This is a genomic window from Micromonospora sp. NPDC047670 (genome assembly GCF_043204915.1).
In the GTDB taxonomy this organism is placed as follows: Bacteria; Actinomycetota; Actinomycetes; order Mycobacteriales; family Micromonosporaceae; genus Micromonospora.
The window spans coordinates 1-19,871 of sequence record NZ_JBIDDA010000014.1 but is presented as its reverse complement, the minus strand read 5'-3'; the positions used below and the strand labels follow the sequence as shown (position 1 = coordinate 19,871).

The window sequence follows — 19,871 nt, the reverse complement described above, 5'->3', positions numbered from 1 at the left end:
CGCGTCACCAACCCCGGGCCACCGGCTACCGGTGCGGTCAGGACCACAGCTCGAACGGCTCGTCGATCTCCTCGCCGGCGAGGAAGGGGGGCAGCAGCCGGGGAAGCTGGCCCGGGTAGAACCGTTCACCGCTGGCCACCACCTCGGCGACCGGCCACCACCGGAACCCGAAGTAGTCCTCCACCTCGTAGTCGAGCCGGTGCGCCTCGTCCACGTCCGGCCCCGGCCCGGCGAGCCGCACCGGGACGATCACCTCGTCCTGGAGGTGCCGCCGCTGCCGGTGCACGAAGCTGGCCCGCCGCCGCCAGGTGGGCGGGCCGATCCGCGCGGGGTCGGCCACGATGCCAGTCTCCTCGCGCAACTCGCGCACCGCGGTGTCCAGGTACGTCTCGCCGGGATCCATGCCGCCGCCGGGCAGCTCCCACCAGGTGCCCAGTCGGGGGTGGTCCGGGTCGCGGGTGTGGAACAGCAGCACCCGGTCATCGGCGTCGAGCACCACCACCCGCACCGCGCTGCGCTCGACGACGGGCAGGTCCCGGGGCAGTTCGACCATTCGTCCATCATGCCCGTGACACGTCCGGGACGAAGGGGCGGCTGGCTTCTCGCCGGTCAGGTGGACGGATCTCGTTCACCACACCCGGCCACTTCGGCGCGGGCGGCGTCGAGATGAGCGGGACCTGGCGGGCCGGCCGCCTCGTCCACGGGCGCGCGGGCGCGCGGCACCGGAGCGACCCTTCCGCCTGATCTGGCCGGCACGCACCTGACCCCGCCAGGCGATCCGGGCTCAGTCACGCCCGGGCGGGCCGACGCCCGCCCACCCGCACCGCTGGGCCCGCGAACGGTGCCGCTCAGCCCTCCGGTGTCGAGACCTGGAGGTGCCGGTCCAGGTTCGCCACCAGATCGTCGGCGCCGGCGGGTACGACCTCGTCGGCCCAGGTCCGCAGTCGCCGCAGGAACCCGGCGAGGTCCGCCTGGACGCCGTCGAGGAGGCGCATCAGCTCGTCGACACCGACGTCCACGTGCGGACCGCGCTCCTCGTCCGCCCAGACCCGGATCGTGCCGTCCGCGCGGTGCCCCACCCAGGGGTCTGGGTCGTGGCCCTGGTCCGGCGACGCCCCCGACGGGATCTCGTACCAGGCGCGCCAGTCCTCGAGACCGCTGCAGCAGCCCGGGTCGATCCGCGCCCCCGTGCCCGGGTCGGTGAGGCGCAGGCCGCCGGGCACCACGAGGGAGCCCGGCTCCGGCCCGGCCGCCGCCAGGGGCAGCACGGCGGTCAGCGGATCGTCGTCCCCGGGCCACACCGTGCGGTCGTCGACGTGGTTGTACGCCGCGATCCGCGCCACGGCGGTACCCACCTCGGCGGCGGTCAGCGCACCGGAGAGCGCCAGCCACGGCCCGACCTCGGCCACCGGCCAGAGCGTGAAGTCGTCGAGGGGGTCCACCTCCAGCACCGGCTGGAGGACCGGCACGTGCCGCGCGGCGGCCGGTCGCCGCGGCACGGCACCGGCGGCGTCCCGCCTCGCCCCGGAGCGGAACCCCCTCACGGGATCGTCGCGCCGACGACGGCGGCCACGTCGGGCGGCAGCGGGTACGGGCGCTCCGGCGGCAGCAGGGCCTGGGCGGCGGAGTCGTCGCCGGCCTCCAGCGCCGCGCGCACCGCGTGGGCGGTCGGGGTCACGTCGGTGAGGGTAGCCAGCCACTCGTCCACGTACCGCCGCACCGCCTCGCCGGAGAGCCCGACCTGGAGCGAGCGGTGCGGCAGCGGGGCCAGCCGCAGCGACCGCTCGGGGTCCCACTGCACCCGCACCGGGCTGGCGCGCAGCCGCCGCGTCCAGGTCTCCCGGTCCGGGTAGCGGTCGCGGTCGAAGCTGCTCAGGCACGAGTGGGCCAGGGCCCACTCGAAGCCGGAGCGGGTGATCTGGACGGCCAGCACCCGCTCCTGACCGGGCTTCGTGGCCCAGCCGCAGCGGTACATCATCCAGCGGAACGACGGCTTGATCCAGGTCATCCGTTCCCGCTTGAACGGCGGCACGAAGCGGCCGGCGGCCAGCGCCGCGCGGGCGATCTCCGGCGGGTACGCCTGGTACACGGTCACGGTGTCGGCGGTGAAGTCGGCGCGGACCTGATGGGCGGGGACCGTCATGTCGCCGATCCTGATCGACCACCGGCCACCGGGTCCACCGGATTGTTCCCGGTCGGCCGGGCGGCGCGGCGGGGGATAGGCTGCCGGTCGTGGCAGGTCTTCTCAGGAGTGTGGCGGCGCGCATCGGCGGTGTCATCCCGTCGCCCCGACGGCCGGGCCCCGCTCCGGCGCAGGTCGCCCGGCGCCGCCAGGTCGCCGCGCTGCAGCGCCGGGAGCTGACGTACGCCCCGGAGCTGGACGGGCACGCCGACCCGGGCGAGATCGTCTGGACCTGGGTGCCGTACGAGGACGACCCGCGCCAGGGCAAGGACCGCCCCGTGCTGGTGGTGGGCCGGCACAGCCGGACCCTGTTCGGGCTGATGCTCTCCAGCCAGAGCGAGCGCGACGGCCAGCGGCACTGGCTCGCGCTCGGCCCGGGCGAGTGGGACCGGGACAACCGGCCGAGCTGGGTGCGCCTGGACCGCGTGTTGACCATGCGGGAGGACAGCATCCGCCGGGAGGGCGCGGTGCTGGACCGGGCCCGCTTCGACCGGGTCGGGCGGGCCCTGCGCGCCGGCTACGGCTGGCGCTGACCGGGCTCCCGAGCGGGGTGTGGCCGGCGCCGAGGTCAGGCCGGTTCCCGGCTGGGCCCGACCCCGGCGCCCTCCGCGTCCGGCGGCGGGTACGGCTGCTCGGCCAGCAGGCGGGCCAGGTGCGCGCTGTTGAGCGCCAGCGCCTTCGTGGTGCGGCCCGTGGTGTCGGGCTTCGGCCGGGCGTCGATGTAGTCGACCTTGTGCAGCGCCTCGCCGACCCAGTAGGTGGCGCCGGCGGCGGGGCAGGTGAAGCCGACCTCGTTGAGGGCCTGCTGCACCTCGCCGATGGTGTGGTGCGCGCCGTCCTCGTTGCCGACGACCGCGACGCCGGCCACCTTGCCGTAGGTGAGCAGCCGGCCCTCGGCGTCGGTCTCGGACAGCTCGGCGTCGAGTCGTTCGAGCACCATCTTGCACACCGCGGACGGCTGGCCGAGCCAGATCGGCGTCGCGATGACGAGGATCTGCGCGGCCAGCAGCCTGGCGCGGATCGCCGGCCACCCGTCCCCACCGCCCTCGTCGGTGGAGACCCCGAACCGCACGTCGTGGTCGACGACCCGCACCTGCTCGCCCTCGACGCCCTGGGCGGAGAGGGCGTCGAGCACCTCGCGTCCGAGCACCTCCGAGCTCGACGGGGCGGGTGACCGCTTCAGGGTGCAGTTCAGGACCAGAGCCCGGATGGTCGCCACGATCGTTCCTCTCGGCCGCGCCACGCTGATGCCGTGGCATACCCGGCAGCCGACCCGAGACACGTCCAAACCACGTCGGCTCGGGGAGGTCCGGGTGCGTCGGGCGGCGCCACGATGCCAGGTGCCGCGCCGGGATGACCGACGACGCGACGGACGGTGCTCGCGCGCGGACCGGACATCGTCCGTGGTCAGCACTCCGCGAGGCGGGCGGTGTCGACGAGCTGTCGGGGCGCGCGCGCCGACCCGAGGCTCTTGGACCGGTACATCGCCGCGTCGGCCCGGTCGAGTGCCTCGGTGAGCTGCCCCGGGCCGGTGACCGGCGCCAGCCCGACGGACGCGGTCACCCGGACGCTGAGGCCGCCGAGGGAGATCGGCGCGGCGAGGCTCTCGCAGAGCCGGCGGGTGGCGTGCTCGATCCACCGGCGGTCGATCGTCGGGCTGGCCAGCAGGCCGGCGAACTCGTCGCCGCCGAGGCGGGCGACCAGGTTGTCCCCGGCGAAGGCGGCGAACCGCTGGGCCACGCTGACCAGCACCTGGTCGCCGGCGGCGTGCCCGTAGCGGTCGTTGATCTGCTTGAAGTCGTCGAGGTCGAGCACCACGGCGATCAGCGGCTGCCCGGCCGCGTCGGTGAGCAGGGTGGCGGCGATCCGGTAGAACGCGCGGCGGTTGGGCAGGCCGGTGAGCGGGTCGTGGCTGGCGGCGTGCCGCTCGGCGGCGAGCTCGGCCTGCAGGTGCCGGATCTCGGCCTCGGCGCGCAGCGCGCGGGTGCGCAGCTGCCAGGTGGTGAGGAGGGCCCCCGCGGCGCAGACGCCGGACGCGACGGTGAGCGGATCCGGCACGAGACCTCCCATCGCCACGATGTCCACGGCCGCCGACGCGCCGCGAGCCGCGCCCGTTCCGGGCCTTGTCGTCGCTGGTGGCAGCCCAGCTATCGGTAACTCTGAGTGAACGGATGGGCACCGTACACGTGCGTTATCATGCTCGCTGTCCGATGCAGATGCAAGAGCAGATGCACGTGCAGCCAGCCCTCTCGTCGATGCCGTGCGACTCTCCGCAGCCCCGCCGCGCGGCAGCGGCGGCCCGCGGAGAGAAAGACGCCCCATGCAGCAGCCACCGAACGGCGTTCCCACCAGCCAGTTGCCCCCGCTCAACTGGCAGAAGAGCCGCCGGAGCAACCCCAGCGGCAACTGCGTCGAGCTGGCCGAACTGCCCGGCGGCGCCGGCATCGCCCTGCGCAACTCGCGGCACCCGGAAGGGCCGGCGCTGATCTACACGGTGGACGAGATCGCCGCGTTCGTGCACGGCGCCCGTGACGGTGACTTCGATCACTTGATCGACTGATCCCTGCCCGTCGGCCGGGCCGACCGCCCGTTGCGGCGGAGTTCTCCTCACTCACGGTTCATGGCATGCTTACACGTCGGCCGGGGGTGGGGCTCCCGGTCGGCGCGAACCGGCATGCGGAGGGCGGCAGTGACGATGGTTTCCGCCGAGGGCGGTCCGGCTACCGGGCCCACCGTGCTGCGCATGCTGCTCGGCGCCCAGTTGCGCCGCCTGCGCGAGTCCAGCGGGGTCACCCGGGAGGGCGCCGGCTGGGAGATCCGGGCCTCCGAATCCAAGATCAGCCGGATGGAGCTGGGCCGGGTCGGCTTCAAGGAACGCGACGTCGCCGACCTGCTCACCCTCTACGGCGTCACCGCGCCCGACGAGCGCGAGGCGCTGCTCAAGCTCGCCCGGGACGCGAACAGTCCCGGCTGGTGGCACCGCTACGGCGACGTGCTGCCGAGTTGGTTCCAGTCGTACCTCGGCCTCGAGGCCGCCGCCGCGCTGATCCGCTCCTACGAGGTCCAGTTCGTTCCCGGCCTGCTCCAGACCCGGGAGTACGCCCGGGCCGTGGTGCTGCTCGGCCACGCCCGCGCCGCGCCGGCGGAGATCGAGCGCCGCGTCGCCCTGCGCATGCAGCGCCAGCGGCTGCTGCGCCGGGAGAACCCGCCGCTGCTGTGGGCGGTGGTGGACGAGGCCGCCCTGCGCCGGCCCATCGGCGGCCCGGAGGTGATGCGCGGCCAGGTGACGGCGCTGATCGAGGCGACCAGGTCGCCCCACATCCGGCTCCAGGTCGTCCCGTTCGCCGCCGGCGGGCACGCCGCCGCGGGTGGCGCCTTCACGATCCTGCGCTTCGGCGACCAGGACCTGCCCGACATCGTCTACATCGAACAGCTCACCAGCGCGCTCTACCTCGACAAGCGCGACGACCTCGACTACTACGCGGCGGCGATGGAACGGCTCTGCGTCGAGGCCGAGCCGCCGGAGCGTACGCCGGAGATCCTCGGCCGGCTCCTGGACGAGCTCTATCCGGGGTGACCCGCCGCGGGGCGCTGCCCGGGACGGCGATGCGGTTACCATGGTCGCCGACCGGCGACAGTGGACGGACGCCACCGGTGGCGGTTGGCGCAGAGTCGTGGAGGCAGCCTTGACCACCGACGCCCCGGGCGCGACGACCGGCCACGCCCACCCGAGCGACCGCATCGACACCTCGGTGGCCCACCCCGCGCGCCGCTACAACTACTGGCTGGGCGGCAAGGACAACTTCCAGGCCGACCGGGACTCCGGCGACGCGATGGCGGCGGCCTTCCCGACCATCCGCACCGCCGCGCTGGAGAACCGTCGCTTCCTCCAGCGGGCCGTGCGCCACCTGGCCCGGGAGGCGGGCATCCGCCAGTTCCTCGACATCGGCACCGGCATCCCGACCGCCGACAACACCCACGAGGTCGCCCAGGCGGTCGCTCCCGGGTCGCGGGTGGTCTATGTCGACAACGACCCGATCGTGCTCGCGCATGCGCGGGCGCTGCTCACCAGCTCGCCGGAGGGCGCCACCGCCTACATCGACGCCGACCTGCGCGACCCGGAGAAGATCCTGCGCCACCCCGACCTGCTGCGCACCATCGACCTGTCCCGGCCGGTCGGGCTGATGCTGGTGGCGATCCTGCACTTCGTCCCCGACGGCGACGACCCGTACGCCGTGGTCGCCCGGCTGCTCGACGCGCTGCCGCCCGGCAGCTACCTGGCGGCCTCCCACGCCACCCACGACCACCTGCCCCCGGAGGTCGCGCGGGAGGCGAAGGCGGCCGGCCGGGGTGGCGGCCCGCACGGCGTGATCAGCCTGCGCAGCCTGGCGGAGTTCACCCGGTTCTTCGACGGGCTCGAGATCGTGGAGCCAGGCGTCACCTCGGTCGCCGAGTGGCGCGCGGAGGACGCCCCGCGGCCGCGGCCCTCGGTGGCCGAGGTCAGCATGTACGGTGCGGTGGCCCGCAAGCCCTGACCCGCCTGCCGCCCGGGCCCGCCGGGTGGGGCGGACGCGGGTGCGCCCGCTCCGGTCTAGACCCGGGAGCGGTGGCTGGCGACGCGGGCGCGTGAGGAACAGGTGGCGGAGCAGTAGCGGCGCGGGCGTCCGGGGCTGTGCGTGGCGAAGACGCGATCGCACCCGGGAGCCTGGCAGACGCCCAGCGGTGGCTGCTGGGTCTCGGCGGCGAGGATGGCCAGGGCCAGCGCCGAGGAGGCGGTGAACCACTCGGCCCAGTCGGCGGCGTCGCCGCTGTCGACGTGCAGGTGCCAGGGGGTGCCCTCGTGTGCCGTCAGCCGCGGCGGCCGGCAGTCGGCGAGGACGTCGTTCAGTCGTGCGCAGGCCTCGTCGAGTGAGCCGGCCCGGGCGACCGCGCGGAGCCTGGCGGCGGCGTCACGCAGCCGGCGGGCCTCGTCGGGCGTGAACGACGACACCGTCTCCCCGTGCGCCTCGAGGGCGGCGCGCACGGCGGCGTCGTCGGTGTCGGCCGCGTTGATCACGTCGGCGCAGCGCCGTGCCGCGGCTTCCGCCCCCGCCTTGAACATCGCCATGTCACCAGTCTATGTAACGTAATGCCTATGGCAAACCGTTACGTGGTCATGGCTCCGCTCGGCGCGATCGCCTCCCGTGCCGGGGACGAGATGGCTGGCACCGCCATCCTCCTGTTCGCCTACGGCGGGTCCGCGGCCGATGACGGCGCCGCCGTGTTCGGGCTCCTCGCCGTCGCCGCGGCGGTGGGCGGTCCCCTGCTCGGGGTCTGGCTGGATCGGGCTCGCTCCGGCGGCCCGCTGGCCCTGTCGCTGGCCTCGTTCACGGTCGGGCTGGCGGGGATCGGGGTCGCGCTGCACCACCGGCACGAGGAGTTGGCCATGGTGGTCGCTGGCCTGGCCGGGCTCTTCGGGCCGGCCGTCGCGGGCGGCTGGTCGGCATCGCTCACCCACCTCGATGCTGCCCGGGCGCAGCGGTTGGCCGTCCTCGACGCGAGCTCCTACAGCCTCGCCGGGCTGGTCGGCCCGGCGTTCGCCGGTGTCGCGTACGCCGCCGCGGGGCCGGGCGCGCCGCTGGTACTGACTCTCCTCCTGCTCGCGGCGGGCACCGTGTGCGCGCCCTTCGCGCGCGTGCGGCGTCAGGAGCGTCCCGGTGGGGAGTCTCGTCCGCTGGCCGACCTGCGCCGGGGCGTCGCCGCGCTCACGCGCCAGCCCGGGCTGCGGGCCGCGACCCTGTCGTCGTGCGTGGCGTCCTTCGGCTTCGGGGTGTTCGCCGTCCTCGTCCCCGCGATCGGGCAGGAGCAGTTCGGCAGCCCCGCCGCCGGATCGATCCTGCTGGCGCTCGTGGCGGCGGCGGCACTGGCGTCGAACGCCCTCCTCACGCGCCGTGGCGCGCTGCGGCGCCCGGGACGGGTCCTGGCCCGGGCCACCGTGTTGGTCGGGCTCGGCATCGCGCTCGCGGCGGCCGGCCACCCGGTCGCCGCGATCCTCGCGGCCCTGGTCATCGGCGCGGGCGACGGGCCGCAGCTCGCCGGGCTGATCCAGATCCGTCACCAGGAGGCGTCCGCCCGCCTGCGTACCCAGGTCTTCGCGACCGGGGCCAGTCTCAAGATCGCCGCGTCGGGCGTCGGCGCGCTGGCCGCGGCTCCCCTCCTGCACGCCGGTCTGACCGTCGCGCTCCTCACGGCTGCCGCCGCCCACCTCGTCGCGGCCCGCCTCGCCGGCGGCGCCGGCAACCACCCGGGCGGGGCCGGACGTCGCCCGTCCTCGCCGCCGCCCGCCCCGGCCGTATTGACCGTGTCGACATCCGCCGCTAGCCTCTGTATCGATCCAGACTGAATCGATACAGAGGAGCGCGCGGTGAAGCCGACCCTGCAAGCCGTCGCGGACGCCGTCGGTGTCTCCCGAAGCACCGTCTCCAACGCCTACAGCCGCCCCGACCAGCTCTCCGCCGCCCTGCGCCAGCGCATCCTCGACGCCGCCCGGCAGCTCGGCTACCCCGGCCCCAACCCCACGGCCCGGTCGCTGCGGCGCGGCTGGGTCGGCGCCATCGGGGTGCTGTTCGAGTCGCAGTTGTCGTACGCCTTCACCGACCCCTTCGCGGTCCGCTTCCTGGCCGGCGTCGCCGGGGCGGCCGAGCGGCACGGCGCCAGCCTGCTGCTCGTGCCGCTGCCGGCCGACGAGGCGGCCGCGCGGCGGGCGGTGGAGAACGCCGCCGTCGACGGCTTCTGCGTCTACTGCGTCGGCGACGAGGGCTGGGTCGTCGACGTGCTCCGCGAGCGGGGCCTGCCCGTGGTCACCACCGCGCCCCGCGACGACGCCGGCCCCGACGACCGCTACGTCGGCATCGACGAGCGCGCCGCCGCCCGCGCGGTCGCCGCGCACGTGGCCGGGCTCGGCCACCGCCGGGTCGCCCTGCTCGGCGACGCCGTCCGACCCGGCGTCGCCCCGGGCGAGCTGCGCCTGCCCGACGTGGCCGCCGTCGCCCACCCCACCACTCGGGCCCGGATCGCCGGCTTCGCCGACGCCTTCGCCGAGGTCGGCGTCGCCTGGCCCGAGCTGACCCTGCTCGCCGCCACGGCCAACAGCCGGGCGGCGGGCGCCGCCGCCGTCGCCGCCGCGCTCGCCGCTCCCGAGCCGCCCACGGCGGTGCTCGCCTGCTCCGACGTGCTCGCCCTGGGCGTCCTCGACGCGCTCGCCGAGGCCGGCGGGCCACCGGTCTCCGTCACCGGCTTCGACGACATCGCCGAGGCCGCCGCGGCGGGCCTCACCACCGTGCGGCAACCCGCCGAGGACAAGGGGCGCATCTCCGCCCGGCTCCTGCTCGACCCGCCCGCCGACCCGGCGGCCCGCCACGTCCTGCTGCCCACCACACTCGTCGTCCGGACCTCCACCGGACCCGTCCCGAGGAACTGACCATGGAACAGCCCACCAGCTTCGTCGTCGCCATCGACGCGGTGACCCGCCACGTCAACTCCGCCCGGCCGGACGCGCCGGTGGTCGCGGAGCGCCCGCGCGCCGCGCGGCTCGCCCCCACCCGGCTGGCCGCCGCCGGCGCCCTGCGCCGACTCGCCGACCGGATCCAGCCGCCGCCGCTGCCCGCGCAGCCCTGCTCCTGACCCCGCCGCCGGCCGCGCGGGGTGGCCCGCGCCACCCGCGCGGCCGGTCGTCCGGCACCATCGGGGACGACCGGCCCGCAACCGGGCACCGCGGGTGGTGGTCGCCCCCGCCGGCCAGGCAGACTGAACGGCTATGTCGCCGTTCTCGCCCTCCCTGCGGTTGCACGACCGGTACGTCCTGCGCGAGCGCATCGGCCTCGGCGGGATGTCCGAGGTGTGGCGCGCCGACGACGAGGTGCTGCACCGCCCCGTCGCGGTCAAGGCCCTCGCCGGGGAGTTCGGCACCGACCCGCACCTGCGGGCCACCATCCAGCGCGAGGCCCGCGCCGCCGCGCGGCTCACCCACCCGCACGTCACCCAGGTTTACGACTACGGCGAGGCCACCCTGGCCGGCGCCGTCGTGCCGTACCTGGTGATGGAGCTGGTGCAGGGGCACAACCTCGCCGACCGGCTCACCGACGGGCCGCTCGCCTGGCCCGACGCCGTCCGGATGGCCGGTCAGGTCGCCGCCGCGCTGGCCGCCGCCCACCGCATCGGCGTGGTGCACCGCGACATCAAGCCCGGCAACGTCATGCTCACCGAGACCGGCGCCAAGGTGCTCGACTTCGGGATCGCCGCGCTCGCCGGCCCGGACCACCCGCTCGCCGGGCAGACCGGCGAGCTGCTGATGGGCACGCCCGCCTACTTCGCTCCGGAACGGATGCGCCCCGGGCCCCCGAACCCGGCCAGCGACGTCTACGCCCTCGGCGCGCTGCTCTACCGCGCCCTCACCGGCCGTGCCCCGCTGCCGGTGCGGACCTGGGAGGACGCGCTGGAGGTGCACGCCGAACACCCGCCCGTGCCGCCCCTGCGGATCCCCGGGCTGCCCGCCGACGTCGCCGACCTGACCCTGGCCTGCCTCGCCGCCGATCCCCACCGCCGGCCGACCGCCGCCCAGCTGGCCGCCCGCTTCGCCGGCGGCGCGCCCGCCGACCGTCCCACCGCCGTCCTGCCGACCCTGCCCGCTCCGGCCGCTGCGCACCCGCCCACGCTGGTCGACCGCTCGTCGCCGGCCCCCGCCGGCCGGCCGGAAGCATTCGCCGCCGGCCGCGCGGTCGCGCACACGGCCGCCGGCCGCGGGGTCGCGCCCGCCGGCCGGCCGCCGGCCGCCGTCGGTCCGCGGCCCGTCCCGGGCACCGGGCCGCAGGCCCGGGGTAACCGGCCGATCATGGCGCTGGTCGCCGTCGGCGCCGCGCTGCTCGTCGGCCTCGTCGGGGTGCTCGCCGTCGGCGACGACGCGGATCCGCCGCCCGCCGCCGCCCCGTCCGCGGTCACGCCGGCGGAGCAGCCGACCACCGCCCCGCCGCCGGCGGGCACCACCGCCCCGCCGCCGGTGACCGCCCGCCCCGACCCGATCGGCCTGCGTCAGCTCGCCGCCGAGTTCGCCGCGGTGCTCGTGCGGGCGCAGGCCCGGGGCGAGATCGACCGCAAGACGGTCGAGCAGCTGCGGGACAAGCTCGCCGAGCTGAACCGCGGCAAGCCGAAGGACCGGGTCAAGCGGGTCGAGGACCTGCGCGAGCGTCTCGCCGAGGCCGTGGCGGAGCAGCGGCTCTCGGCCGACACGGCGGCCCGCCTCGACGCCCTGCTCGACCGGGTGGACACCGGGGCGGACGGCGACGACGAGGACGACGACTGAGCCGCGCTCAGCCGACCTCGACCGCCGACCCCTGCTCCACCTGGCCGCCGCGCACCACCTGCGCGTACGCCCCCACGCACGGCTGCGGGCCGAGCTGCGGCAGCGGCGCGACCCGGTTGAGGCGGGCGGGGACGCGCAGCGCGTCGCTCTGCCGGGGCAGCGACCCGTGCGCCAGGGTCGGCACGGCGCACCGTGGCGTGGGCGCGAGCACCCGCAGCACGAGCCGCGGGCCGATCCGCAGCTCGCGGCCGACCCAGTCGTTCTCCGCGAAGGCCTCCGCGTCGACCTCGACGACGAGGTTGGGCCGGTAGCGGGCCGCGTCGAGCGTGCCGCCGGGCATCTCCGCGGCCAACCGGGCCAGGGTCGCCGTGGTGACCAGGTGCACGGGGGCGAAGTCGAAGAAGGTGCCCGGCGCCGCCGCCCCGAGGGGGTTGGCGACCACCGGCACCTCGGCGGCGAGGCCGTCGGCGAGCACCGCCTCCGGGTCCGCCCGGTCCAGGGTCGCCCCGGCGGGCGGTCGGTCGATCAGCGTCACCGGGGCACCGAGCACCCGGGACAGCACGCCGTCAACGTCGTCGTCCACGCTGGACACCTCGCGTCCGTCGGGCAGCGTGACGCGGACCGGGCCGGGCGCGGCGCCGGCCGCGCGAAGGGTGAGCAGGTCGCGCCAGAGCCGAGGGTGCTTCGCGCTGGCCACCCGCCCGGTGTCCCGGTGGCGCAGGGCCAGCCGCCGGTCGCCCGCCACCCCCGCCGTGTCCACGTCGGCGGCGGGCAGCCGCTCGCCCAACATCGACTTCACCGGATACCGCCAGAGCTGGGCCAGCCGCCCGGCCACCGGCCCGCCGCCGCGGGAATCGTCGTGCGGGATCGGCGGCGCGTCGGCGGGCGGTCCGCCCGCGCTCGGAGTGCGCTGGGTCACGGGCGCCACCCTAGTCCGATCCGCCGGCGGCGGGCCGCCCCGCCGCGCGTGCCCGGAGCCCGCCGGCCGGCGTACCACCGGGCGTGGCCGTCCGGCGGCGGGTCCGGGCGCGCCGGTTACCTGGCCAGCAGGGCGCGCAGGGCCTTGACGACCTCGGCGGGCGCCTCCTCGGCCATGAAGTGGCCGCAGGTGACGGTGTGGTGCTCCAGGTCCGGCGCCCACGCCCGCCACAGCCCGGCCGCGTCGTAGCCGAGGGCCGCCCCCCAGTCCTGCTGGAGCACGGTCACCGGCATGCGCAGCGTGTTGCCGGCCGCGCGGTCGGCCCGGTCGTGCGCGACGTCGATGCCCGCCGACGCGCGGTAGTCGGCCACGATCGAGGTGACCGCCTTCCGGGACGCCCGCAGGTACGCGGCCCGCACGTCGGCGGGGAGGGTGTCGGGGTCCCGGGTCCAGGCGTCGAGGAAGTGGCCGAAGAAGGCGTCCGGACTGGCGCCGATGAGCTGCTCGGGCAGGCCGGGCGGCTGGGCCATCAGGTAGAGGTGGAAGCCGACGGCCGCGGTGGTGCCGCGCATGACCTCCCACATGTCGAGGGTGGGCAGCACGTCGAGCGCGGCGAGGTGGGTGACCGCCCGCGGGTGGTCGAGACCGGCGCGGACGGCGACCAGTGCGCCACGGTCGTGCCCGGCCAGGGCGAAGCGGTCGTGTCCCAGCGCGCGGGCGAGCGCGACCACGTCGGCGGCCATGGTGCGCTTGGCGTACGCCGTCCCGTCGGGGTCGGCGGGCTTGTCGCTGTCGCCGTAGCCGCGCAGGTCCGGACAGATCACGGTGTGGTCGGCGGCGAGGTCGGCGGCGACGTGCCGCCACATGAGGTGGGTCTGCGGGAAGCCGTGCAGCAGCACCACCGGGCTGCCGGCGCCCGCGACGGCCACGTTGAGCGTCACGCCGTCGGCGACGGTGACGCGCCGGTAGTCGAATCCTGAGATCGTCGGGTTCATGGTGGCCCTTTCTGCGGTGCCGGTCGGGTGGCGGAGGCGGTGCCTGTCGGGGCCACGCCATCCGCCACCGAGCGTGCCCGGGGGTGATCAGCGACCGGTCAGCAACGGGTGAGCGCGCCCGGACACCCGGCCGCGCGGGACGGCCGCCCGGGCATGCCTAGATTGGTGCCATGACCAGGCAGGCGGCGGCACCCGCGGTGGGCTTCCGCGTGCTGGGCCCGGTGGAGGCGGCGAACGCCCTCGGCCCCGTCGCGCTGAAGGGCCCCCGCCAGCGGGCGGTGCTGGCCCGCCTGCTCATCGCCCGGGGTCGGGTCGTGCCGGTCGACCGGCTCGTCGGCGACCTGTGGGAGGCGCCCTCGGACGGCGCGGTCGGAGCGATCCGGACGTTCGTCGCCGACCTGCGCCGGGCGCTGGAGCCCGGCCGGCCACCCCGGCAGCCGGCCCGGCTGCTGGTGACCGCCCCGCCCGGGTACGCGCTGCGCGCCGCGCCCGACGCGGTGGACGCCTGGCGGTTCGAGGCGGCGGTCGCCGAGGCGGGGGAGCTGCTGACGGCCGGCCGTGGCGAGCCCGCGCTGGCCTGCCTGGACGACGCGCTCGCGCTGTGGCGCGGCCCCGCCTACGCGGAGTTCGCCGGCGAGCCCTGGGCCCGCGGGGAGATCAACCGGCTCGACGAGCTGCGGTTGCTGGCCGTGGAACGGCGGGCCGAGGCGCTGCTGGCCCTGGGCCGGGCCGCCGACGCGGCCACCGGGCTGCGAGCCCACGCCGCCGGCCACCCGCTGCGCGAGGACGCCTGGCAGTTGCTGGCGACGGCCCTGTACCGGTCGGGCCGGCAGGGCGAGGCACTGGCCGCGCTGCGGCAGGTCCGCGACACCCTGGTGGCGGAACTCGGCGTCGACCCGGGCCCCCGGCTGCGGCAACTGGAGGCGGACATCCTCGCCCAGGCGCCGGGGCTGATCCCGGCGGCTCCGCCCGCGCCCACCCGCGTCTCCGGGTCCGCCGCCGCATCCGGGTCCGCCGCCGGGTCCGCTGGCGCCCCCGGGCCCGCCGGCGCCGTCGCGCCCGCCTGGCCCGGCGCGGCACCGTCGGGCGGGCGCCGCCCGTTCCTCGGCCGGGACGAGGAGTTGACCCGCCTGCGGCAGACCGCCGGGCAGGTCGCCCGGCGCGGCGCCCCCGCGCTGGCCCTGGTCTCGGGGGAGGCCGGCGCGGGCAAGACCGCGCTCGCCGACGCGCTCAGCCGGGACCTGGCCGCCGCCGGCTGGACGCCGGCGTGGGGTCACAGCCCCGAGTACGAGGGCGCCCCGGCCGCCTGGCCGTGGACCCGGATCACCGAGGCGCTCGCCCCGGAGCCCGACCGGGAGCCGGACCTTACGGACGCGGCGAGCCTGGCGACCGGCCGGGTGGCCCTCGACGCCGGCCGGGGAGAGGACCCGGCGGCGGCCCGGTTCCGGCTGCACCGGGCCGTCGCCACGCTGGTCTCGGCGGCCGCCGGCCGGGGGCCGGTGCTGCTGGTCGTCGACGACCTGCACCGCGCCGACGCCGACACCCTGGACGTGCTGACCGCCCTGGTCGGCGAGCCCGAGCCGGTCACCGGGCCGGTGCTGGTCGTGGGGACGTACCGCGCCGCCGAGATCACCCCGGAGCTGACCGCCGCCCTGGCCCGGCTGGCGCGCGCTGAGCCGGTCCGGGTCTACCTCGGCGGCCTGTCCGAGCAGGCGACAGGCGACCTGGCCCGCACGGTGAGCGGGCAGGACCTGGACCCCGCGGTGGTACGCGTGATCCACCGGCGCAGCGGCGGGAACCCGTTCTTCGTCCGGGAGCTGGCGCGGCTGCTGGCCGCGGCGGGCCCGTCGGCGTTGGAGCAGGTCCCGGCGGGCGTGCGGGACGTGATCCGGCACCGCCTGGCCCGGCTGCCCGAGCCGGCGCAGACCGTGCTGCGGCAGGCGGCGGTGCTCGGCCGCGACGTCGACCCGGACGTGCTGGCCGCGTTGGCCGGCGACGCGGCGCAGGTCCTCGACGCCCTGGACCGCGCCCTCGCGGCCGGCTTCCTCAGCGAGCGGGACGCCGACGGGCGGCTGCGGTTCACCCACATCCTGATGCGGGACACACTCTACGGCGACCTGTCCGCGCCGCGCCGCGCCCGCTGGCACGCCGCCGCCGGCGACGCGATCGAGCGGCTGTACCCGCACGACGTCGCCGCCCTCGCCCACCACTTCGCCCGCGCGGCGAGCCGGGCCACCGCGCCCCGCGCCGCGCGCTACACCCGCCTGGCGGCCGAGCAGGCCGAGCGCCGCTTCCACCCACACGAGGCGGCCCGCCTGTGGCGGGAGGCGGTCACCGCGCACGACCGCGCCGGCGACGACGACGTACGCGGGCGGTTGGACGCGGCCATGGGGCTGGGCCGCGCGCTCGCGGTCACCGGCCACCTCGACGAGGCGCGGCGGCTCCGCTCGACGGCGATCGCCACGGCCGTCGGGCTCGACGATGCGGTCCTGGCCACGAGCGTGCTGACCGCGTTCGACGTCCCGGCGATCTGGACCCGCAACGACGACGAGCGGCTGTCCCGCCAGGTCGTCCGGGCCGCCGAACGGACGCTGGCCGCGCTCGGCGACGACGAGCCGGAACGGCGCAGCCGGCTGCTGAGCACCCTCGCCCTGGAACTGCGCGGCACCACCACCGACCGCGGCCACCGGGCGGCGTGCGAGGCGGAGGCCATCGCCCGGCGGCTGTCGGACCCGGCGCTGCTCGCCCACGCGCTCAACGCCCGCTTCCTGCACGCCTTCGGGCGGACCGGCCTCGCCGGCGAGCGCGCCCGCATCGGTGCCGAACTGGTCGACCTGGCCGCCCGGCACGAGCTGGTGAGCTTCGAGGTCCTCGGCCACCTCGTGCTGATGCAGGCGCACGGCGCGCTCGCCGACCTCGCCGCCGCCGACGCGCACGCGCGCGCCGCCGACCGCCTCGCCGAGCGGTACGACCTGCCGCTGGTGGGCGTCTTCACCCGGTGGTACGCCGCCCTGCGGCTGGCCGTCGGCGGGGACCGGGCCGGGGCGGCGACCGCGTACCGCGCCGCGCACGCGAGCCTCACCGGCAGCGGGATGCCCGGGATGGAAGACGGCCTGCTCGCCCTCGCGCTGCTGTCCCTGCGCCCGGCACCCGCGGCAGGGGAGCGGGGAGCCGCCGGGCCGGGCAGCCCCGACGGGGCGGACGGGGACTTCGGACCGTACGAGCCCTGGGCACGCCCCGTGGTGCTGCTCTCCGCCGGCCATCGGGGCGAGGCCGCCGCCGCGCTGCACGCCCTGCCGGACTCGCCGCACGACCTGCTGCGCGAGGCGCGCGTCTGCCTCGCCGCCCGCGCCGCCGTCGCTCTCGGCGACCACGCGACGATGCGGTGGGCGTACGCCGAACTCGCCCCCGCCGCCGGCGAGCTGGCCGGGGCCGGCAGCGGGATCCTCACCCTCGGCCCGGTCGCCCACCACCTCGCCGACCTCGCCGCCGCGCTGGGCCGCCCCGACGAGGCCGCCGCGCACCGCCGGACCGCCCGTGCGGTCGCGGCGCGGGCCGCCAACTAGGATTCCGTCCGGCGGCCCTGCGGTTTTCCGCACCCCGCCCGGTGCGGTCGCCCGACGCGACCGGGCGGCCGGCCCCATGGTGGGCTCTCAGGATGGGTTCGTAGCGTGGGCACCATGATTCGTACCGCGCACGCGCTGTTCGCCGCCGGAACCGCCACCGGGGACTCCGCGCCGCCCGAGGGCGGCCTGGTCGGCTACGTCACCGGCCTGGTCGAACGGCTCGGCGGCCCCGGCGCGGGCCTGGCCGTGGCCCTGGAGAACCTCTTCCCGCCGATCCCCAGCGAGGTGATCCTGCCGCTCGCCGGCTTCGTCGCCGGTCAGGGGCGGATGAGCGTGGTGAGCGCGATCTTCTGGACCACCCTCGGTTCGTTGCTCGGCGCCCTCGCGCTGTACTACATCGGCGCCGCGCTGGGCCGGGAGCGGATCCGGGCCATCGCGGAGCGGCTGCCGCTGGTCAAGCTCAGCGACGTGGACCGCACCGAGGAGTGGTTCCTGCGGCACGGGGTCAAGGCCGTCTTCTTCGGTCGCATGATCCCGATCTTCCGCAGCCTGATCTCGATCCCGGCCGGCGTGGAGCGGATGCCCGTGTTGACCTTCGCGGTCTACACGACCCTCGGCAGCCTGATCTGGAACACCACCTTCGTGATGGCCGGCTACCTGCTCGGCGACAACTGGCACCTGGTCGAGGGGTACGTCGGGGTGCTGCAGAACGTCGTCATCCTCGCCAGCGTGGCGGCCGTCGGCTGGTTCGTGGTCTCCCGCGTGATCCGGGCCCGGCGGGGCGCGGCGGCGGCCGTCGAGCCGGACCCGGCCGCCGGGCCCTCCCCGCTGCCCCACGCGCCCGACCCGGGCGGCCGGGGCACCATCTACCGCAGCGCCTACTCCGACGGGCCGCAGCCCGCCCCGTGGGACCGTGACGGGGCACGCTGAGCCGATGGCGGCACCCCGGCTTGCCCCGCCGCGCCCCGCCCGGATCCCCGTCGGCGTCGCCCTCGGGATCCTCACGGCCGTGGTCGAGGCGGTGTTCCTCGTCCTCTCGGCCGTCGCCGTGGCCGGCGCCGCGCTCGTGCCGCCGGCCCGCCGGCGCGTCCGCACCGCTGTCCAGCGGTACGCCACGACGCTCACCGGCTGGGAGCGGGACCGGCTCGCCCGGTTCCACCGTGTCGCGCTCCCGCCCGGGGCCGCTGCCCGGCGCCAGCTCGGCTACCTGGCCGCCCGGCTGCTGCCCGGGGCGCTCGGCCTGCTGGCGTACGGGGTGCTGGCCTTCGGCGTCGTGCTGGCGTCCATCGTGGTGCGGGCCACGCTGCGCGGCGACCTCGGCGTGACCGACGCGCTGCTGCAGGTCGTCGTCGGCGCGGCGCTGCTGCTGGTCAACGTGCAGGCCGTGGTGAGCGTGGCCGCGTTGGACGTCCGGCTGGCCCGGCGCCTGCTCGGCCCGAACGCCCGTGCCCTGCTCGAGGAGCGGGTCCGGGAGTTGGCCGCCAGCCGCGCCGGCGTCATCGCCGCCGTGGACGCCGAGCGGCAGCGCATCGAACGGGACCTGCACGACGGCCTCCAGCAGCGCCTGGTGGCCCTCGGCATGCTGCTCGGCCGGGCCCGCCGCAGCAAGGACGCCGAGCGCACCGCCGCGCTGCTCGCCCAGGCCCACGCCGACGCCCAGCAGGCCGTCGCCGAACTGCGCGAGGTGGCCTGGCGGGTGTACCCGTCGGCGCTCGACAACGCCGACCTCGGGCAGGTGCTGGAGATGGTCGCGCAGCGCTCCGCCGTCCCCGTCCGCGTCCGCTGCGACCTGCCCGTACGCCCGCAGCGGCAGGTCGAGACGGTGCTGTACTTCGTCGCCTGCGAGGCACTGACCAACGCGGCTAAGCACGCCGCCGCTACCCTGATCACCATCGAGATCGACTCCGGGGAGGGGCGCGTCCGGATGACAGTGCACGACGACGGTGTCGGCGGGGCCGACCCCGCCGGGCGGGGCCTGTCCGGCCTGGCCCGCCGGGTCGCCGCGCTCGACGGGCGGCTGCGGGTCGACAGCCCGCCCGGCGGGCCCACCATCGTGTCGGTGGAGCTGCCGTGCGGATAGTGCTCGCCGAGGACTCCACGTTGCTGCGGGAGGGCCTGGCCCGGCTGCTGGCCGAGGAGGGCCACGAGATCGCCGCGTCCGTCCCCTCGGCCGACGAGCTGGTCGACGCCGTCGCCCGGCACCGGCCCGACGTCGTCGTCACCGACGTGCGGATGCCGCCCACCCACACCGACGAGGGACTGCGGGCCGCCCTGGAGATCCGGCGGCGCTGGCCCGGCACCGGCGTCCTGGTCCTCTCCCAGTACGTCGAGAAGCGGTACGCCACCCGGCTGCTCGCCGACCGTCCCGAGGGCGTCGGCTACGTGCTCAAGGACCGGGTCGCCCAGGTGGACGACTTCCTCGACGCCCTGGACCGGGTGGCCGAGGGCGCGACGGCGCTGGATCCCGAGGTGGTGCGGCAGGTCCTGGCCGGCAGCGACCGGGCCGACCCGCTGGCGCGGCTCACGCCACGCGAACGGGACGTGCTGCACCACATGGCCCAGGGCCACACCAACGCCACGATCGCCGAGCGGCTGCACGTGTCGCAGAGCGCGGTGGAGAAGCACATCAACACGATCTTCGACAAGCTGGAGCTGTCGCGGGCGGCGGGTTACAGCCGGCGGGTGCTCGCGGTGCTGCGGTACCTCGGGGTCTGAGGCTCTCCTGCGCGGGTGGCTCGAGTGTTGCCTCTTCGGCTTGGCTTCGCGCTGCGCTGTGCTGGGGTGGTCGGCGTCGGCTTGCGGTGCGTGGGGGTGGGGGTGTGGCCCGCCGTGCCCGGCTCCGGGCGGTCAGGCTTGATCCCTGCGCCGGGCA

The 19,871-nt window shown here is 76.6% G+C and carries 20 protein-coding genes; 12 read left to right on the top strand and 8 right to left on the bottom strand.

Annotated elements, in window-relative coordinates:
• Nucleotides 1-37 precede the first annotated feature (37 nt).
• The 3 genes from ACGF7U_RS26175 to ACGF7U_RS26165 all read right to left on the bottom strand — a co-directional run bounded on the left by ACGF7U_RS26175 (nt 38) and on the right by ACGF7U_RS26165 (nt 2,143).
• On the bottom strand, nt 38-553 hold the full coding sequence (locus ACGF7U_RS26175; RefSeq protein ID WP_393110969.1) for an NUDIX hydrolase: 516 nt from the start codon (nt 551-553) through the stop codon (nt 38-40).
• A 295-nt stretch (nt 554-848) separates the two neighbouring features.
• Nucleotides 849-1,499: a hypothetical protein gene (locus ACGF7U_RS26170; protein ID WP_393110967.1), complete on the bottom strand. Its 651-nt coding sequence runs from the start codon at nt 1,497-1,499 to the stop codon at nt 849-851.
• A 41-nt stretch (nt 1,500-1,540) separates the two neighbouring features.
• Entirely contained in the window at nt 1,541-2,143 is a 603-nt protein-coding gene (locus tag ACGF7U_RS26165; RefSeq protein WP_393110965.1) for a DUF4291 domain-containing protein, read from the bottom strand.
• 89 nt (nt 2,144-2,232) lie between these two features.
• On the opposite strand from ACGF7U_RS26165, the gene ACGF7U_RS26160 reads away from it, so the two are divergent.
• Nucleotides 2,233-2,715 (top strand): type II toxin-antitoxin system PemK/MazF family toxin, encoded by a 483-nt coding sequence (locus ACGF7U_RS26160; RefSeq protein ID WP_393110963.1) that lies wholly within the window; start codon nt 2,233-2,235, stop codon nt 2,713-2,715.
• A 35-nt stretch (nt 2,716-2,750) separates the two neighbouring features.
• On the opposite strand, the gene ACGF7U_RS26155 is transcribed toward ACGF7U_RS26160, so the two are convergent.
• Both ACGF7U_RS26155 and ACGF7U_RS26150 read right to left on the bottom strand, forming a co-directional pair.
• A complete protein-coding gene (locus ACGF7U_RS26155) occupies nt 2,751-3,401 on the bottom strand; it encodes a flavodoxin family protein (protein WP_393110961.1) in 651 nt (216 codons plus the stop codon).
• A 188-nt stretch (nt 3,402-3,589) separates the two neighbouring features.
• A complete protein-coding gene (locus ACGF7U_RS26150; protein WP_393110959.1) occupies nt 3,590-4,240 on the bottom strand; it encodes a GGDEF domain-containing protein in 651 nt (216 codons plus the stop codon).
• A gap of 262 nt (nt 4,241-4,502) precedes the next feature.
• On the opposite strand from ACGF7U_RS26150, the gene ACGF7U_RS26145 reads away from it, so the two are divergent.
• The 3 genes from ACGF7U_RS26145 to ACGF7U_RS26135 all read left to right on the top strand — a co-directional run bounded on the left by ACGF7U_RS26145 (nt 4,503) and on the right by ACGF7U_RS26135 (nt 6,717).
• Nucleotides 4,503-4,742, top strand: a complete 240-nt coding sequence (locus ACGF7U_RS26145) for a DUF397 domain-containing protein (protein ID WP_393110957.1) — start codon at nt 4,503-4,505, stop codon at nt 4,740-4,742.
• A 135-nt stretch (nt 4,743-4,877) separates the two neighbouring features.
• On the top strand, nt 4,878-5,759 hold the full coding sequence (locus tag ACGF7U_RS26140) for a helix-turn-helix domain-containing protein (protein WP_393111110.1): 882 nt from the start codon (nt 4,878-4,880) through the stop codon (nt 5,757-5,759).
• A gap of 109 nt (nt 5,760-5,868) precedes the next feature.
• A complete protein-coding gene (locus ACGF7U_RS26135; RefSeq protein ID WP_393110955.1) occupies nt 5,869-6,717 on the top strand; it encodes an SAM-dependent methyltransferase in 849 nt (282 codons plus the stop codon).
• A gap of 56 nt (nt 6,718-6,773) precedes the next feature.
• On the opposite strand, the gene ACGF7U_RS26130 is transcribed toward ACGF7U_RS26135, so the two are convergent.
• Nucleotides 6,774-7,289 (bottom strand): CGNR zinc finger domain-containing protein, encoded by a 516-nt coding sequence (locus ACGF7U_RS26130; protein ID WP_393110953.1) that lies wholly within the window; start codon nt 7,287-7,289, stop codon nt 6,774-6,776.
• Nucleotides 7,290-7,316: 27 nt separating this feature from the next.
• Between ACGF7U_RS26130 and ACGF7U_RS26125 the strand changes: the two genes are divergently transcribed.
• The 4 genes from ACGF7U_RS26125 to ACGF7U_RS26110 all read left to right on the top strand — a co-directional run bounded on the left by ACGF7U_RS26125 (nt 7,317) and on the right by ACGF7U_RS26110 (nt 11,519).
• Nucleotides 7,317-8,564: an MFS transporter gene (locus ACGF7U_RS26125; RefSeq protein ID WP_393110951.1), complete on the top strand. Its 1,248-nt coding sequence runs from the start codon at nt 7,317-7,319 to the stop codon at nt 8,562-8,564.
• A 21-nt stretch (nt 8,565-8,585) separates the two neighbouring features.
• A complete protein-coding gene (locus ACGF7U_RS26120) occupies nt 8,586-9,641 on the top strand; it encodes a LacI family DNA-binding transcriptional regulator (protein WP_393110949.1) in 1,056 nt (351 codons plus the stop codon).
• Between the two features lie 2 nt (nt 9,642-9,643).
• The gene (locus tag ACGF7U_RS26115; RefSeq protein ID WP_393110947.1) at nt 9,644-9,844 is read left to right on the top strand and encodes a hypothetical protein; all 201 of its coding nucleotides are present in this window, start codon (nt 9,644-9,646) and stop codon (nt 9,842-9,844) included.
• A gap of 133 nt (nt 9,845-9,977) precedes the next feature.
• Entirely contained in the window at nt 9,978-11,519 is a 1,542-nt protein-coding gene (locus ACGF7U_RS26110) for a protein kinase (RefSeq protein ID WP_393110945.1), read from the top strand.
• A 7-nt stretch (nt 11,520-11,526) separates the two neighbouring features.
• Here the strand turns inward: ACGF7U_RS26110 and ACGF7U_RS26105 are convergent, their stop codons facing one another.
• Complete coding sequence (locus ACGF7U_RS26105) at nt 11,527-12,438, bottom strand: MOSC domain-containing protein (RefSeq protein ID WP_393110943.1); 912 nt, start codon at nt 12,436-12,438, stop codon at nt 11,527-11,529.
• Nucleotides 12,439-12,554: 116 nt separating this feature from the next.
• A complete protein-coding gene (locus ACGF7U_RS26100; RefSeq protein ID WP_393110941.1) occupies nt 12,555-13,433 on the bottom strand; it encodes an alpha/beta fold hydrolase in 879 nt (292 codons plus the stop codon).
• A 170-nt stretch (nt 13,434-13,603) separates the two neighbouring features.
• Between ACGF7U_RS26100 and ACGF7U_RS26095 the strand changes: the two genes are divergently transcribed.
• The 4 genes from ACGF7U_RS26095 to ACGF7U_RS26080 all read left to right on the top strand — a co-directional run bounded on the left by ACGF7U_RS26095 (nt 13,604) and on the right by ACGF7U_RS26080 (nt 19,714).
• Nucleotides 13,604-16,999 (top strand): BTAD domain-containing putative transcriptional regulator, encoded by a 3,396-nt coding sequence (locus tag ACGF7U_RS26095; protein ID WP_393110939.1) that lies wholly within the window; start codon nt 13,604-13,606, stop codon nt 16,997-16,999.
• Nucleotides 17,000-17,113: 114 nt separating this feature from the next.
• Nucleotides 17,114-17,929 (top strand): DedA family protein, encoded by an 816-nt coding sequence (locus tag ACGF7U_RS26090; RefSeq protein ID WP_393110937.1) that lies wholly within the window; start codon nt 17,114-17,116, stop codon nt 17,927-17,929.
• A 4-nt stretch (nt 17,930-17,933) separates the two neighbouring features.
• On the top strand, nt 17,934-19,079 hold the full coding sequence (locus tag ACGF7U_RS26085) for a sensor histidine kinase (protein ID WP_393110935.1): 1,146 nt from the start codon (nt 17,934-17,936) through the stop codon (nt 19,077-19,079).
• Nucleotides 19,070-19,714, top strand: coding sequence for a response regulator (locus tag ACGF7U_RS26080; RefSeq protein WP_393110933.1), 645 nt, complete (start codon nt 19,070-19,072; stop codon nt 19,712-19,714). The genes ACGF7U_RS26085 and ACGF7U_RS26080 overlap by 10 nt, the downstream gene beginning before the upstream one ends.
• Nucleotides 19,715-19,871: the final 157 nt, after the last annotated feature.

Coding starts and splice junctions, on each gene's coding strand:
- ACGF7U_RS26175 (WP_393110969.1), bottom strand. CDS start 553: ATGGTCGAACTGCCCCGGGACCTGCCCGTCGTCGAGCGCAGCGCGGTG.
- ACGF7U_RS26165 (WP_393110965.1), bottom strand. CDS start 2,143: ATGACGGTCCCCGCCCATCAGGTCCGCGCCGACTTCACCGCCGACACC.
- ACGF7U_RS26145 (WP_393110957.1), top strand. CDS start 4,503: ATGCAGCAGCCACCGAACGGCGTTCCCACCAGCCAGTTGCCCCCGCTC.
- ACGF7U_RS26140 (WP_393111110.1), top strand. CDS start 4,878: ATGGTTTCCGCCGAGGGCGGTCCGGCTACCGGGCCCACCGTGCTGCGC.
- ACGF7U_RS26130 (WP_393110953.1), bottom strand. CDS start 7,289: ATGGCGATGTTCAAGGCGGGGGCGGAAGCCGCGGCACGGCGCTGCGCC.
- ACGF7U_RS26125 (WP_393110951.1), top strand. CDS start 7,317: ATGGCAAACCGTTACGTGGTCATGGCTCCGCTCGGCGCGATCGCCTCC.
- ACGF7U_RS26115 (WP_393110947.1), top strand. CDS start 9,644: ATGGAACAGCCCACCAGCTTCGTCGTCGCCATCGACGCGGTGACCCGC.
- ACGF7U_RS26110 (WP_393110945.1), top strand. CDS start 9,978: ATGTCGCCGTTCTCGCCCTCCCTGCGGTTGCACGACCGGTACGTCCTG.
- ACGF7U_RS26100 (WP_393110941.1), bottom strand. CDS start 13,433: ATGAACCCGACGATCTCAGGATTCGACTACCGGCGCGTCACCGTCGCC.
- ACGF7U_RS26095 (WP_393110939.1), top strand. CDS start 13,604: ATGACCAGGCAGGCGGCGGCACCCGCGGTGGGCTTCCGCGTGCTGGGC.
- ACGF7U_RS26090 (WP_393110937.1), top strand. CDS start 17,114: ATGATTCGTACCGCGCACGCGCTGTTCGCCGCCGGAACCGCCACCGGG.
- ACGF7U_RS26085 (WP_393110935.1), top strand. CDS start 17,934: ATGGCGGCACCCCGGCTTGCCCCGCCGCGCCCCGCCCGGATCCCCGTC.